We start from the raw sequence: 15,209 nt of genomic DNA on the forward strand, positions 1-15,209 counted from the left end.
GCGCCACCACGCGAACGTCGTCCGGAAAGGGCAGAACCTGCCACCCTCGCTCCGCGCTTGGCCCTGGATCCCCGCGTGCGCGGGGATGACGAAGGAAAATCAGATACTTGCTTTGGTTTTCACCCTAGAGCGCCGCCCCGTCGAGCGCCACCGCCTCGACGCCGATGCAGCGAAGCATCTTCTCCGCCACGATCCTGCCGGGCGGCCCGTCCAGGCCGTCCAGCTCGAGCCGTACGACCATGCGCTCGGACGTCACGCGCACCTCCATGTCCGGCGCGGCGAGATCATGCTGCGCGGCAAGGCCGACCAGACGACACAGCAAGGCGGCATTCGCCTCGCCCACGATATCGAACCGCATGGCCGGGCTCAGGCAGCCTCGCGCACCGGCGCCGCCGATGGCGCCGCGATCCGCGCCCGGGCGAGCGCGTCGGCGGCGCGGTGCGGCGCCACTCCCTCGCGCACGGCGTGGGCAAGCACGGCCCCCAGCCGCAGCCCGGTCGCGTGGACGCGCTTCGCCACTTCATCGGCGCTCCAGCCGAGATACTCGCCGGCCACGCTGATGATCCCGCCGGCGTTCACCACATAGTCGGGCGCATAGAGGATGCCGCTGTCGGCGAGCCGGTCGCCGTCCTCGGGCGTGGCCAGCACGTTGTTGGCGGCGCCGCAGACGATCCGGGCGCGCAGCCGGCGGACCGCCGCTTCGTCGATCACGCCGCCCAGCGCACAGGGCGCGAAGATGGCGCAGCGGGCATCGAGGATGCTGTCGCGCCCCATGATCTCCGCATCGTAGCGGCAGGCGATATCGGCGGCGACGCCTGGCCGCGGCTCGGCGACGACCAGCCGGGCGCCCGCTTCGTGCAGCATGCCGCACAGCGCCGAACCGACATGGCCAAGCCCCTGCACCGCGACGCGCAGCCCGCGCAATTCGCTGCCCAGCTGGCGCCGCGCCGCCTCTTCCATCGCCAGGAACACGCCGCGCGCGGTCCAGGGCGAGGGATCGCCGCCCGGCCGGCCATCGCGCGCGGGCAAGCCGGCGACGTGGCGAGTCTGGCCGCGCACCGCTTCCATGTCCGCGACGCTGGTGCCGACATCCTCGGCCGTGACATAGTCGCCATCGAGCCGCGCCACTGCCCGCCCGAACGCAGCGAACAGCCTGTGCCGGTCGAATTCGCCCTCGGGCAGGTTGAGTACCGCCTTGCCGCCGCCCAGCGGCAGGTCGGCCATCGCATTCTTGTAGGTCATGCCCTCGGCCAGCCGCATCGCGTCGCCGACCAGCGCGGCATGATCGCCATAGCGCCACAGCCGGCACCCGCCCGCCGCCGGCCCGCGCCGGCTCGAATGGAGGACGATGACGCCGTTCAACCCACTCTCCTCGTCGCGCAGCACGTGCACATTCTCGGGCGGGGTGGCGGTAACTTGCGGGGCGTCGACCATGAAAGGGCTCCTGAAATCCGAAGGTGACTCTTCCATGGCTTCGCGGGGCAATGTTGCCTTCTTTGCTACTCATGCAGCATAATCAGCAAGATTTCACCCGCATACGCCGATTTGGAGAACAAACTTGCCCACCGAGCTCGATCCGTTCGAACGCAGGATTCTGCAAGTGCTCCAGGAAGACGCGTCGATGCCGACGGCGAAGCTCGGCGAAATGGTCGGCCTGTCGAGCTCGCCCTGCTGGCGCCGGGTGGACCGGCTGGAGAAGGAAGGCGTCATCACCCGGCGCGTCGCGCTGGTCGACCGGCAGAAGATCGGGCTCAACGCGCACATCTTCGCGCAAATCAAGCTGAACGCGCATGGCCGCGCCAATCTCGACGAATTCGCCGCGGCGATCCGTTCCTTTCCCGAAGTGCTGGAAGCCTATGTGCTGATGGGCGTGTTCGACTTCATGCTGCGCATCGTCGCCGCCGACATCGAAGCCTATGAGCGCTTCTTCTTCACCAAGCTCTCCAAGCTGCCCGGGGTGCAGGAAATCAACTCGACCGTCGCGCTCTCGCAAGTGAAGGCGACGACGGCATTGCCTATTCCATAAGCGGCGGGCGCGCATTTTGGGTTGCCGCTCCGCCAGCGCCTGTGCCACCCATTCGCTTCGAGAATGTCATCGCTTTCCAAATCGCCGCCGATTCCCGGCGCCAATGGCACGGAAACCGGCCGGAGCGGCCGGCCGCCGACGATCGACGACGTCGCGGCGCTCGCCGGTGTCGGCCGGGCCACCGTCTCGCGCGCGCTCAACGACCAGGCACATGTGAGCGACAAGATGCGCGACCGGGTGATGCGCGCGGTCGAGGCGCTCGACTACCGAGTCAATCCGCAGGCGCGCAACCTTGCCAGCCGGGCGAGCAACACGCTCACGCTGATCCATTGCAACGCGCGCGACGCGCCGCCCAATTCCTATTATTTCGCCGCGATCGAGCTGGGCGCGTTGCGCGCCGCGGCAGCGGCGGGCTTCGAGCTGTCGACCTTCAGCCTCCATATCGAGGACGAGGATCGCGACGACCGGCTGCTCGAGCTGTTCGCTTCGGGCCGCAGCACCGGACTGATCCTGTCGCCGCCGCTTTCGGCCGATGTCGATCTGGTCCAGCGGCTGATCGCGCAGGGCTGCCCCGCGGCCTGCATCTCGCCCAGCGACGAAGTGCGCGCGCTGTTGCCCGGCGTGGGGTTCGACGAGGCGGCCGCCGGCTACGAAATCGCGCATCACGTCGTCGCGGCCGGCCATCGCCGCTTCGGCTACATGCTCGGGATCGAAGGCCATCTCGCCGCCGAGACGCGCTTCGCCGGCTTCCTGCGCGCGCTCGCCGAAGCGGGGCTCGACGAAAGCGCGGTGACGGCGCTGCGCGGCGATTTCAGCTTCCGTTCGGGCGTGGAGCTGGCCGAGGCGCTGCTCGCCGGACCGGAGCGCCCCACGGCGATCGTCTGCGCCAATGACGACATGGCTGTCGGCGCGATGTTCGCCGCGCATCGCATGCACCTGGTCATGCCCGGAGACCTTTCGGTGGTCGGCTTCGACGATGCGCCGGTCGCTGCCTATATCTGGCCGCCGCTCACCACCATCCACCAGCCGATTCGCCGAATCGCGGCGCGCGCAGTGGAGCGCCTGGTCGAGACCCTGCTGCGCGGCCAGGGCACCGGCACGCCGGGCTTCGACACCATCGACCACCACCTCGTCCTGCGCGAATCCGTCGCTCCGCCGCGCGGCTGAACGCGCCGCAACAAGCCGGTTCGTAAGCGTTTTCTGTAACGCGTTGACAATTTCGCGCGACGCGATGATACCAATTGGAAGCGCTTCCAATTTTTCCGGAGCGCCCAATGGGGACAGAGACGGTCGATAACGGCCGCTTGCTATGAGAGGGGAAAAGGCAATGGGGGAGCGTCCGCATGCGCGCGCCATGAAGCGCGCTAAGAGCAATCTCGGGCTCACGATTTCGACTCTGGCTCTGGCGACAACGTTGCCAGCCCATGCCTGGGCGCAGGACGGCGCCGTTCGGGCCAGGGACGGCCAGACGCCGGCCGTGCAGGGCCAGGTGCCGGCCGAGGAGAGCACGATCGTCGTGACCGGTCTGCGCGCCAGCCTGCAGAATTCGATCAACATCAAGCGTGACCAGACTTCGATCGTCGAGGCGGTGTCTGCCGAGGACATCGGCAAGCTGCCGGACGTCTCGATCGCCGAATCGATCGCCCGCCTGCCCGGCCTCGCCGCCCAGCGCGTCAACGGCCGCGCCCAGGTGATCTCGATCCGCGGCCTGGCGCCGGACTTCACCACTACTCTGCTCAACGGGCGGCAGCAGGCCAGTTCGGGCGACAACCGCGCCGTCGAGTTCGACCAGTATCCCGCGGAGCTGTTGTCGAGCGTCGTGGTGTACAAGACGCCGGACGCCAGCATCGCCGGCATGGGCCTGTCGGGCAGCGCCGACCTGCGCACCGTGCGTCCGCTCGCCTTTGGCAAGCGCGCGATCGCGCTCAACCTGCGCGGCGAGCTCGACGCCGATGGCGGCCGCAACGCCGACATCTCCAAATGGGGCTGGCGCGGCACGGCCAGCTATATCGACCAGAATGCCGCCGGCACGCTCGGCTGGTCGATCGGCTATGCGCATCTCGATTCGCCGAGCCATGTCGATCACTACAAGGCCTATGGGTACGAAGCCTTTGGCAACATCTGCCAGCCGACGCCTGCCAACCCGTGCAGCCCCAATACCGTCACGCCCGATTCGGCCGACAACGCGCTGCAGCTGAATGGCCAGGAAGCCTGGGCGACCAGCCGCCGCAACCAGCGTGACGGCGTGATGGGCACGCTCGAATGGAAGCCGAGCGACAGCGTGCACAGCGTCCTCGACGTCTATTATTCCCGCTTCAAGCAGAAGGAAGTGATCCGCGGCGCGCAATGGTTCTCGAACGGCTGGGCGGACAATGCGACGTTCAGCAATGTCGGCACCACCCAGCTGGGCGGCTCGGCGATCGGGACTTCGGGGCGCGTCAGCAACGCCGTTCCCATCCTGCGCAACGACTATAACTCGCGCAAGGACGAGCTGTTCTCGGCCGGGCTCAACAACGAGTTCCAGCTCGACGAGCACACCCGCTTCGTCGCCGATCTGAGCTACTCGACCAACAAGCGCGACGAGACCTATATCGAGACTTATGGCGGCTATGGCGCGGGCCCGTTCCAGACCCGCACCATGGACAATTACGACTTCTCGTTCCCGATCGACGGCGCATTCCCGCATTATGCCTTCGGCCTGGACTATGCGAACGCCAGCCGGGTCTCGCTCGGCGACCGCGCGCCCTGGGGCGGCTGGGGCCATGATGGCCTGATCAAATCGCCGCACGTCAAGGAAGAGCTGGGCGCCGTCGATTTCACGCTGCGCCGGGAAATCGGCGGGTTCCTGCAGAGCATCGAGCTCGGCGTGAACTACACGCAGCGCAACAAGCGCAAGACCGTCGACGAGCTCGACCTCAACTTGAAGAACGGGCGCGCCCAGGTGCCGGTCGGCTCGCAATATCTGCTCGATCCGACGTCGCTCGACTTTGTCGGCTTCGGCAACGTGATCGCCTGGAACGTGCCCGCGGCGCTCGACACCTATTACAACAAGACGCCGCTGGAGGACGCCAACCACTTCGACAAGGCGTGGAAGATCAAGGAAGACGTCATCAGCTGGAAGGCGAAGGCGAACATCGAATGGGGCCGCCTGCGCGGCAATGTCGGCGTGCAGGTGGTGGAGCAGTTCCAGTCCTCGTCGGGCCTGCGCATCAACCAGACGCTGACGCCGATCGCGCTGTCGCAGGTGTTCGAGACGGCGCATTATACCGACGTGCTGCCCAGCGCGAACCTGATCTACGATCTGGGCGGCGGCCACCGCATCCGCCTGGCGGCGTCCAAGGTGCTGGCGCGGCCGCGCATGGACGACATGCGCGCCAACTTCACGCCGAGCTTCAACGTCAATCCGTGCGGCGGCAATCCGCCCTGCGCGCCAGGCGCGACGGTGAACCCCTGGTCTGCGACCGGCGGCAATCCGAACCTCCAGCCGTGGCGCGCCAAGGCGCTGGACGTCGCCTATGAATGGTACATCGGCAAGGCGACCTACATCAGCGTCGCCGGCTTCTACAAATGGCTCGACAACTACATCTACAATCGCAACTTCGCGATCGACTTCCAGGGCCTGCCGATCCCGACCAACCAGATCCCGTCCAACGTCAACATCAGCTCGATCGGGCAGGTGACGATGCCGGCCAACGGGCCGGGCGGCAATCTGAAGGGCATCGAAGTCAGCGGCGCGATCGAGATCGGGCGCATCATCCCGGCGCTGGACGGCTTCGGCTTCACCGGCAGCTATTCCTACACCGAATCCGATCTCAACCCGACGGACAACAACGACGTGGTGCGCATCCCGGGCCTGTCCGGCACCGTGTACAACGTCACCGGCTATTTCGAGAAATGGGGCTTCCAGGCACGGGCGAGCTATCGCTTCCGCTCGGCCTTCAAGGGCGAGACGGTGCAGCTGTTCACCAACCGCGGCTATACCGAGATCCTCGCGGACAGGCAGCTCGACGCCCAGATCGGCTATACCTTCCCGGACAGTTCGGCGCTCAAGGGCCTCGGCGTGCTGCTCCAGGTCAGCAACCTGACCGACTCGCCCTATCGCACGCGGCTGGGGCTGGACACGGGCGGCACGCACACCACCGACGGCACGCCGCTGCCCGAGACCTATGAGAAATACGGCCGGCAGTTCCTGCTGGGGTTCAACTACCGCTTCTGATTTCCTCCCCCCGGGTCGACCCGCCGGGTGTTCGAGGGGAGGTGCACGGTCATGGCCGGCGCCTCCCCTTTTCTTTCCCCGCGGCCCGCGCACGGCCCCAAGTGAACGAGTAACGCGATGAAAGCTCTGCGATCCGGGCTCTGGCTGATCCTTCCCCTGCTGGCAGGCTGCGCCGGCACCGCGCCGGGCGGCGACCTGCTCTGGCACGGCCAGGACTGGCCGGCACTCCGCTCCCCCACCGCGCCCGATGCCGCGATGGAAGCGCGGATCGCGGGCATCGTGCGCGGCATGACGCTCGAGCAGAAGATCGGCCAGATGACTCAGGCGGACATCCGCTCGATCACGCCGGACGAAGTGCGCCGCCACTACATCGGATCGGTCCTCAACGGCGGCGGCGCCTGGCCGGGGATGCGGAAGGACGCGGCCGTCACCGACTGGACCGCGCTGTCGGACGCCTATTACCGCGCCTCGATGGCAACCGACATGGCGGTGCGGGTGCCGGTGATCTGGGGCACCGACGCAGTGCACGGCCACGGCAATGTCGCGGGGGCGACGCTGTTCCCGCACAATATCGGCCTGGGCGCCGCGCACGATCCCGCGCTGGTCGAGCGGATCGGCCGCGCCACCGCCCGCCAGGTGCGCGCGACCGGCATCTCCTGGGTGTTCGCGCCCACGCTGGCAGTGGGCGAGAACCGCCGCTGGGGCCGCACCTATGAGAGCTATTCGAGCGATCCGGCGATCGTCGCATCCTATTCGCGTGCGATGGTGCACGGGCTGCAGGGCGGCCTGACCGGCGACGGCGACGTGATCGCCACGGCCAAGCATTTCCTGGGCGACGGCGGCACCTTCGACGGCATCGACCAGGGCGAGAACCGCGCCGCCCGCACCCACATGATCCAGGTGCACGGCGCCGGCTATTACCCCGCGCTCAAAGCGGGGGTGCAGACGGTGATGGTCTCGTACAGCAGCTGGAACGACACCGCCGCCGGCAAGGATTACGGCAAGATGCACGGCAGCCGCGAGTTGCTGACCGACGTGCTCAAGGCCCGGCTCGGCTTTGACGGGCTGATCGTCTCCGACTGGAACGGCATCCAGCAGGTGCCGGGCTGCACCAAGGATCACTGCCCCCAGGCCGTCAATGCCGGGATCGACATGATCATGGTGCCCGACGACTGGAAGGCATTCATCGCCAACACCGCGGCGGACGTGCGCGAGGGGCGCATCGCCATGGCGCGGATCGACGATGCGGTGACTCGCATCCTGCGCGTCAAGCTGCGCGCCGGGCTGTTCGATCGCAACCCGAACGCCGGCGCCTTTGCCGGCAAGGCCGATGCGCTCGCCGCGCGCGAGCTCGGCCGCGAAGCGGTGCGCAAGTCGGTGGTGCTGCTCAAGAACCGGGGCGTGCTGCCGCTGGCGGCGGGCAAGCGCGTGCTGGTAGTCGGCGCCAGCGCGGACAGCCTCTCCAACCAGACCGGCGGCTGGTCGCTCACCTGGCAGGGCACCGAGAACAGGAATGCGGACTTCAAGGACGGCACCACTCTGCTCGCCGCGCTGCGCGACGCGCTCGGCGCCGCGAAGGTCACTTACTCGGAAGACGCCAGGGACATCGATCCCGGCAAATTCGACGCTGTCGTCGCAGTGATCGGCGAGACGCCCTACGCAGAGTATAATGGCGATGTCCGTGCGCCCAAGCCGGCGGCGCACAGCGCGCTTCACCCCGCCGACCTGGCGGTGCTCCAGCGCGTCTCGGGCAAGGGGCTGCCGGTGGTCTCGGTGCTCTATTCGGGGCGCCCGGCCTATGCCAACGACCTCATCAACCTGTCCGACGCGTTCGTCGCCGCCTTCCTGCCGGGCACCGAGGGCGAGGGCCTGGCCGATCTGCTGGTCGGCGGGCGCCACGACTTCGTCGGCCGCCTTTCCTTCGCCTGGCCGGGCTCGGCCTGCTCGACCGGCGAGGATCCGGCGAGCATCGTCCAGTTCGCCCGCGGCTATGGGCTCAGCTATGCGAAGCCGGGCCGCACCGGGCCGTTGCCCGAGCCGGCGGTGCCCACGGCCTGCTGACCACCCGGCGCCCGGACTTGTTCCGGGGTCCGCCGGGAGGCAAGCTTGGGGCCGCAGATGCAAGGCCGGGGTGACGAGAAGAGGGGATGGACGGGCGCACCATGCAGCAGATCAAGCGCATCCTGATCGTGGGCGGCGGCACGGCGGGCTGGATGACCGCCGCGCTGCTCGGCAAGCTGTTCCAGGGGCTGTACGAGATCACGCTGATCGAGAGCGAGGAGATCGGCACGGTCGGCGTCGGCGAAGCCACCATCCCGGCGATCAAGAAATATAATGAGCTGCTCGAGCTCGACGAGAACGACTTCGTCCGCCGCACCCAGGGCAGCTTCAAGCTGGGCATCGAGTTCGTCGACTGGGCGCACAAGGGCGACGCCTATTTCCATTCCTTCGGCGTGATCGGCCAGGACCTGGGCTGGCTGCGCTGCCACCAATATTGGCTGAAGATGCGCGCCCGGGGCCGCGCCGCGGATTTCTCCGCCTATTCGATCAACAGCGCGGCCGCGCGCGCCAACAAGTTCATGCGTGCCGATCCCAAGATGGCGGAATCGCCGATCGGGCACATCGCGCACGCCTTCCAGTTCGATGCCGGGCTCTACGCCCGATATCTGCGCGGCTATGCCGAGGCGCACGGCGTCATGCGGCGCGAAGGCAAGGTGGCGGACGTCACGCTGCGCAGCGACGACGGCTTCGTGGAATCGGTGACCATGGCGGACGGCGAGACGATCGCCGCCGACCTGTTCATCGACTGCTCGGGCTTTCGCGGCCTGATCATCGAGCAGGCGATGAAGACCGGGTACGAGAACTGGACGCACTGGCTGCCGTGCGACCGCGCGATCGCCGTGCCCTGCGCGCGGACCGAACCCTTCACCCCCTATACTCGCGCCACCGCGCGCACTGCCGGCTGGCAATGGCGCATCCCGCTCCAGCATCGCACCGGCAACGGCCATGTCTATTCGAGCGCCCACATCTCCGACGAGGAGGCCGAGGCCCAGCTGCTTGCCAATCTCGACGGCGCGCAGCTCGCGGACACCAACAAGCTGCGCTTCACCACCGGCAAGCGCCGGCAGATCTGGAATCGGAACTGCGTCGCGGTCGGCCTCGCCTCGGGCTTTCTCGAGCCGCTCGAATCGACCAGCATCCACCTGATCCAGTCGACGATCATCCGCCTCGTCCGGCTGCTGCCCGATCGCGGCTTCGATCCCGCGACGATCGCCGAGTTCAATCGCCAGACCGACTTCGAATATGCGCGGATCCGCGACTTCATCATCCTCCACTACAAGGCGACGACGCGCGACGACACGCCCTTCTGGCGCCAGTGCCGCGACATGGAGGTGCCCGACACGCTCCAGCGCAAGATCGACCTGTTCGCCGCCAACGGACGCATCTTCCGCGAGGACGACGAACTGTTCACCGAGGAGAGCTGGATCCAGGTCTTCCTGGGCCAGGGAGTGATCCCGCGCGGCTACGATCCGCTGGTCGACATCAAGCCCGAAGCGCAGGTCGAGGAGTATCTCGGCAACATCCAGCGCGTAATCGCGAGGTGCGTGTCCCTGATGCCGGACCATGCCGAGTTCGTGGCCAAGACATGTGCCGCCTAGCCCGCACCCCTCCCGACCTCCGGGAGAGGATCGACATGTCCTCAGCGCCGCAGCCGCTTGCGCAGGCCGTCGAAGAGCATCGCGCGCATCTGCGCGATCGCCTGGGGCGATGTCGCCCCCAGCACGCCCCGCGCCTCGGGCGGCAAGTGCGCGCCGGGATCGCCATCGGCCAGGAAGACGTATCGATCGAACATCGCGCGCCAGGCGCGGCGCTGGTCGGGCGGCAGGCTCCTGAGGCTCACAAAACCGTGCATCATCGCTTCCCAGGGCGAAGCGTCGGGCACCGGATCCCACCAATAGTTCACCAGCACGTTGAAGCGATCGAGCGCCTCGACATGGTGATACCATTGATAGGGGATGTAGATCGCGTCGCCCGCATCGAGCTCGGCGATCAGCGCCGCCGCCATCGCCGCCGCGAAGCGCGGATAGCGCGCATGATCGGGTGCGGTCAGATGGACCATGCTCACCTGCACGCCGGCGGGCGTCGGGTCGAACGGGCCCATATAGAGATTGCCCACCTGCTCGGGCGGCAACAGCGTGAAGCGACGGCGGCCGGCGCCGACCACGGCGATATTCTCGGTCGGATCGTGATGGATCGCCACCTTGGCGGCATTGCCGATCCACAGGCGCGGCGAGACGCCGGGGACAAGCGCCATCGGATTGGCTTCGGCGAAGCCGGGCATCAGCTGCGGCGCGGGCAAGCCTTGCAGCGCCAGCGCCTCGGGCCGATCTGCTTCCGCCTGCTCGGCCAGCCGGTCGAGAAAGGCTGCGAACGGCGCTTCCTCGCGCGTGAAATTGCGCGAGCCGATCGTCGCGCCATAATGCATGCGCCCCTCGATCTCGGGCGGCGCGCGCATGTACTGCACCGTGCCGGGCAAGGCCATCGCACGCAGATAGGCGGCGGCATCCGCGGCGCGCACGAACGGCCAGTCGGCGGCGAGCCCCTTCATCACCGCGGGCTCGGCGGCCGCGCGGATCTCCTGGAACTTGGCGGGCGTGACGTCGTGCCAGAGGCGAATGGGGTTCATGACCTGACGAGCCTAGGTCAAGAGCCCATATCCCTTCAACCGTCATCCCCGCGCAGGCGGGGAGCCAGGGCCAAGGGCGGAGCGCGCACGGCCAAGCCCCGCACCCTCCGAAGGGCGCTCGCGCAATGGCTTCGACATCCTGCGCCACCCTGGATCCCCGCCTGCGCGGAGATGACGAAATGGAAGCAAATATTCCATAAATATCAATTTCTTATATCTATTCTTATCCTAACAGCCCGCCCCTTCCGCGTCGATGCGATCGGCTGCACGCGCGGATCGGCAAGCTTCCCGATCCTGCGATGAGGAGAGACATGATGCGCATCCTGCCCGCCCTCGCCCTGCTGGCCGTCACGGCCGCGGCGCCCGCCCCCAGGCCGCAGGTAGAGGTCTGGCTCACCTTGCCCGACAAGTCGGCCCTGCTCGCCAGGCAGCCTTCGCTCCCGCTCCGGCGCGGCGGTACCGCCGCGATCACGGTCGATCCGGGCAAACGCTACCAGCGCATGGTCGGCTTCGGCGCGGCGATCACCGATGCCTCGGCCTGGCTGATCCAGCACCGGCTCGATCCCCGGCAGCGCGGCGCCCTGCTCCGCGAACTGTTCGGCAATGAGGGCCTGGGCTTCGCTTTCACCCGCCTCACCATCGGCGCCTCGGACTTCTCGCGCGCGCATTACAGCTATGACGACATGGCGAAGGGCGGGGCCGATCCGGACCTCGCGCATTTCTCGATTGCCCCCGCTAAGCAGGACGTGCTCCCCACCGCTCGCGCCGCGCGCGCGATCAATCCCCGGCTCGCCGTGATGATCTCGCCCTGGAGCGCGCCGGGCTGGATGAAGTCGACCGATTCGCTGGTGAAGGGTACGCTGAACGAACGCGCCTATGCTCCCTTCGCCCGCTATCTCGGCAGGACCGTCCAGGCCTTCGCCGCCGAGATCGGCCCGATCGATTACCTGAGCATCCAGAACGAACCCGATTTCGAGCCGGAGAATTATCCCGGCATGCGCCTTTCCGCCGCGCAGCGCGCGCGGATCATCGGCGACCATGTCGGCCCCGAATTCGCGCGGATGGGCATCGGCACGAAGATCCTCGACTGGGATCACAATTGGGACAAGCCCGAGCATCCGCTCGGCGTCCTCGCCGATCCCGCGGCCCGCCGCCATGTCGCGGGCGTGGCCTGGCATTGCTATGGCGGCGACGTCTCGGCCCAGACCAGGGTGCGCGACGCCTTTCCGGACAAGGACGTGTTCTTCACCGAATGCTCGGGCGGCAACTGGTCAGGGCCCTGGGCGGACAGCTGGAGCTGGACGCTGCGCACGCTGGTGATGGGCGCCCCGCGCAACTGGGCGCGCGGCGTGCTGATGTGGAACCTGGCGCTCGACGAGAATCACGGCCCCCATCTCGGCGGCTGCGGCGATTGCCGCGGCGTAGTGACGATCGACAGCAAGACGGGCGCGATCACCCGCAATCCCGAATATTATGCGCTGGGCCAGGCCTCGCGCTTCGTCCGCCCCGGCGCCTGGCGGATCGGCGCGACCAGCACGCCGGACGGAATCGAGACGGTCGCCTATGCCAATCCCGACGGCACCCGCGTGCTGATCGCATTCAACGCCGCCGCTGCTGCGAAGGACGTCGACGTGACGGCGGAGGGCCGCCGCTTCACCTATCGCCTCGCCTCACACGGCGCCGCGACTTTCCGCTGGCGAAAGCCCCGTTGAGCGCATCCGCCGCCCCGACGCGCTTCGCCTTTGCGAGCGTGACGGCGCTGTTCTTCGGCTGGGGCTTTGTCTGCGCGAACAATGATCCGCTGATCGCAGCAGCGCGGCGCGTGTTCGGACTGGGCTATACCGAGGCACTGCTCACCCAGATCGCTTCGTTCGTCGCCTTCTTCCTGTTGTCGCTCCCGGCGGCGGCGATGCTCGCCCGGTTTGGCGCGATGCGGACGATATTGGCCGGGCTGGCCGTCATGGCGGCCGGATGCCTGGCAATGCAGGGCATCCGTCGCCTCCCCGATTTCAGCGTCGTGCTCGCCGCGATCTTCGTGCTGGCGAGCGGCGTGACCATTCTCCAGGTCGCAGCCAACCCGCTCGCCGCCGCGCTGGGCCCGCCTGAGCGCAGCCATTACCGGCTCACCCTCGCGCATTCGTTCAACGCGCTGGGCGTGGTCTGCGGCGTGCATTTCGGCGCACGCTTCGTGCTGGCGGGCGCGGTGTTCCGCTCGCACGAGCCGATCCGCTCCACCGCCGAGCGCAGCGCGGGCATCGCGGCGATGATGCAGGCCTATCTGGTAATGGCGCTGCTCGTCGCCGCCCTTGCCGCGCTGGCCATCGCCGCGCGCCGCGCCATCGCCGCCGCCGCGATCCCGGAAGCGCCCGCCGCCGCCGGCGCGTTCGCCGCGCTGCGCTCGCGCTGGGCGCTGCTCGGCGCGCTCGGCATCGCCCTTTATGTCGGCGCCGAAGTGACGATCGGCAGCACGCTGATCCTCTATCTCTCCCAGGCCGAGACATTGGGCCTGCCGCTCGACATGGCGGGCGCCTGGGTCGCCAATCTCTATTGGGGCGGCGCGCTGGTCGGGCGCTTCGCCGGCAGCTGGCTGCTGCGCTTCGCGCCCGCGCCGCGCCTGCTCCTGCTGGCGGGTCTTGCCGCCGCCGCGCTCTGCCTCGGGTCGCTGGCGCTGCCCGGACGGACCGGCGCCTGGTGCCTGCTCGCGGTGGGGCTGTGCAATTCGATCATGTTCCCTACCATCTTCGCGCTCACGCTCGAGCGCTCGGCGGCGCCGGTCGCCGCGACCTCCGGGCTGCTCGTCCTCGCGGTCGGCCCGGGCGCGGCGCTGCCCCTGCTCGCCGGCGGCATCGCCGATGCGGCCGGGCTGGGCTGGGCCTTCGCGGTGCCCGCCCTTGCCTATCTCTATGTCGCGGGCTTCGCCTGGGCAGCGCGGCGCAGGCCTATTTCTTCGGCGTGACCCAGACGGAGACCGGCACCACCACCTTGCCCGGCGCCGGCTTGCCGATGTCGACCCGGTCGATCGCGACCAGCTCGCCGCTTTCGAGCGTGAAGGAAGCCCAGGGCTTGGGCATGCGGCCGAAGCTCATCTTCTGGATCGGCTGGCCGGTGGTCGAATTCATGACGGTGGTGATGACTGGCATTTGCGGGCGGATAGCCAGACGGAGCGATCCCTGTCCAGTGCCGCCTAGCGGCCGAGCAGCATGATCCAGTCGATCGGCTGGCGCCCGGTGCGCTCGGCAAGCTTCGTGGCAAAGCCGCGATAGCCGGGGGCCATCAGCCGGGCGAGCGCATAGGTGTTCACTGCATTGCCCGGATCCCAGGGGTGCGGCGCATATTCCTTCTGCCCCGCCGCTGCCCGGTCCCGATCGAACTGGATCCGCGAATGGACGAACTCGACATGCGTCTTCTCGCCCGTCGCATAGGGTTCCAGCCAGGCAAGCGCGCCGGCCAGGCTCGAGCCCGACGGGCTCTTCCAGCCATACCAGTCCTCGCCATGTGCCCTTGCGGCGAGCGCCGCCATCAGCAGCGGATCGAGATCATAGGTCACATAGTGCAGCGCGTCGCGCTCGTGGAAGTCGAACACCGATCCGTCGGCCTGGATGTTCGCGCCGACCTGCTTGCGGAACGCCGCCCGCGCCCGCGCGATCAGCCCGGCGTCGCCCGTCTGGAACGCGGCCATGGTGGCCAGCTTGATGCGGTGGCTCTGCCAGTTGGTGTTGGCGTTCCTGGGTCCCCCATCCATCGCATCGAGATAGCCCGCCGCCATTTTCCGCCAGAAGCCGGCCAGCCTGGTGCGCAGCGCGGGAGGCAGGTCCGCCTCGGTCAGGTCCGTGGCCAACAGCAAGGTGTCGAAGCCGGTCTCGTCGATCGGATTGAACGACATCTGATAGATGCTCGCCCAATTCTCCAGATAGCGCGCGGTCTGGTCGAGATAGCGCCGGTCGCCGGTCAGCCGCCAGGCGAGCGCCAGGGCAATGACGATCCCCTGGTCCTGCTTGGCCTTGATGCTGATTTCGCGGATGCCCTTGCCCGGCAGCGTCCCTTCGGTGTGGAGCTGCGGGATCGCGCCCGGCGGACGCTCCAGCGCCGCGTTCGCCCGGCCGCGTATCTGCCGCGCGACCGGATCGTCCGGGGCCACCGCCCTGGCGAAGCCGGCGCCGAGGATCGCATGATCCTGGGCGCATGCGGGGAGAGCGCCGAGGAGCAGCGCGGCCGTGCCGGACAGAAGCAGTTTCATCGGACCGAACCCTTCAAAAAAATGCGGAGCGGCGGGAGATCGG

At 68.1% G+C, this 15,209-nt stretch carries 12 protein-coding genes; 7 read left to right on the top strand and 5 right to left on the bottom strand.

The window, feature by feature from the left end:
- Positions 1 to 124: 124 nt before the first annotated feature.
- Positions 125 to 358: an ACT-like domain-containing protein gene (locus FFS08_RS14050; protein WP_137862524.1), complete on the bottom strand. Its 234-nt coding sequence runs from the start codon at positions 356 to 358 to the stop codon at positions 125 to 127.
- An 8-nt stretch (positions 359 to 366) separates the two neighbouring features.
- Positions 367 to 1,434 (bottom strand): Glu/Leu/Phe/Val family dehydrogenase, encoded by a 1,068-nt coding sequence (locus FFS08_RS14055; RefSeq protein ID WP_137862523.1) that lies wholly within the window; start codon positions 1,432 to 1,434, stop codon positions 367 to 369.
- 124 nt (positions 1,435 to 1,558) lie between these two features.
- Between FFS08_RS14055 and FFS08_RS14060 the strand changes: the two genes are divergently transcribed.
- The 5 genes from FFS08_RS14060 to FFS08_RS14080 all read left to right on the top strand — a co-directional run bounded on the left by FFS08_RS14060 (position 1,559) and on the right by FFS08_RS14080 (position 9,901).
- Entirely contained in the window at positions 1,559 to 2,026 is a 468-nt protein-coding gene (locus FFS08_RS14060) for an Lrp/AsnC family transcriptional regulator (protein WP_137862522.1), read from the top strand.
- 63 nt (positions 2,027 to 2,089) lie between these two features.
- Entirely contained in the window at positions 2,090 to 3,193 is a 1,104-nt protein-coding gene (locus FFS08_RS14065) for a LacI family DNA-binding transcriptional regulator (RefSeq protein WP_137862521.1), read from the top strand.
- A gap of 187 nt (positions 3,194 to 3,380) precedes the next feature.
- Positions 3,381 to 6,242 carry a TonB-dependent receptor gene (locus tag FFS08_RS14070; protein ID WP_212742018.1) on the top strand — a complete coding sequence of 954 codons (2,862 nt, stop codon included), beginning with the start codon at positions 3,381 to 3,383 and terminating at the stop codon, positions 6,240 to 6,242.
- A gap of 117 nt (positions 6,243 to 6,359) precedes the next feature.
- Positions 6,360 to 8,303, top strand: coding sequence for a glycoside hydrolase family 3 protein (locus tag FFS08_RS14075; RefSeq protein ID WP_137862519.1), 1,944 nt, complete (start codon positions 6,360 to 6,362; stop codon positions 8,301 to 8,303).
- An 86-nt stretch (positions 8,304 to 8,389) separates the two neighbouring features.
- Positions 8,390 to 9,901 (top strand): tryptophan halogenase family protein, encoded by a 1,512-nt coding sequence (locus tag FFS08_RS14080; protein WP_249341065.1) that lies wholly within the window; start codon positions 8,390 to 8,392, stop codon positions 9,899 to 9,901.
- Positions 9,902 to 9,942: 41 nt separating this feature from the next.
- On the opposite strand, the gene FFS08_RS14085 is transcribed toward FFS08_RS14080, so the two are convergent.
- Positions 9,943 to 10,929, bottom strand: coding sequence for a cupin-like domain-containing protein (locus FFS08_RS14085; protein WP_137862518.1), 987 nt, complete (start codon positions 10,927 to 10,929; stop codon positions 9,943 to 9,945).
- Positions 10,930 to 11,243: 314 nt separating this feature from the next.
- On the opposite strand from FFS08_RS14085, the gene FFS08_RS14090 reads away from it, so the two are divergent.
- Together FFS08_RS14090 and FFS08_RS14095 are read left to right on the top strand one after the other, a co-directional pair.
- Entirely contained in the window at positions 11,244 to 12,641 is a 1,398-nt protein-coding gene (locus FFS08_RS14090) for a glycoside hydrolase family 30 protein (protein WP_137862517.1), read from the top strand.
- The gene (locus FFS08_RS14095) at positions 12,638 to 13,885 is read left to right on the top strand and encodes an MFS transporter (RefSeq protein WP_137862516.1); all 1,248 of its coding nucleotides are present in this window, start codon (positions 12,638 to 12,640) and stop codon (positions 13,883 to 13,885) included. The genes FFS08_RS14090 and FFS08_RS14095 overlap by 4 nt, the downstream gene beginning before the upstream one ends.
- Here the strand turns inward: FFS08_RS14095 and FFS08_RS14100 are convergent.
- Complete coding sequence (locus FFS08_RS14100) at positions 13,869 to 14,069, bottom strand: hypothetical protein (RefSeq protein WP_137862515.1); 201 nt, start codon at positions 14,067 to 14,069, stop codon at positions 13,869 to 13,871. The two genes, FFS08_RS14095 and FFS08_RS14100, sit on opposite strands and share 17 nt — an antisense overlap.
- 44 nt (positions 14,070 to 14,113) lie before the next feature.
- Entirely contained in the window at positions 14,114 to 15,166 is a 1,053-nt protein-coding gene (locus tag FFS08_RS14105; protein ID WP_137862514.1) for an alginate lyase family protein, read from the bottom strand.
- Positions 15,167 to 15,209: the final 43 nt, after the last annotated feature.

This window comes from Sphingomonas sp. 1F27F7B, assembly GCF_005503355.1.
Classification (GTDB): Bacteria; Pseudomonadota; Alphaproteobacteria; order Sphingomonadales; family Sphingomonadaceae; genus Sphingomonas.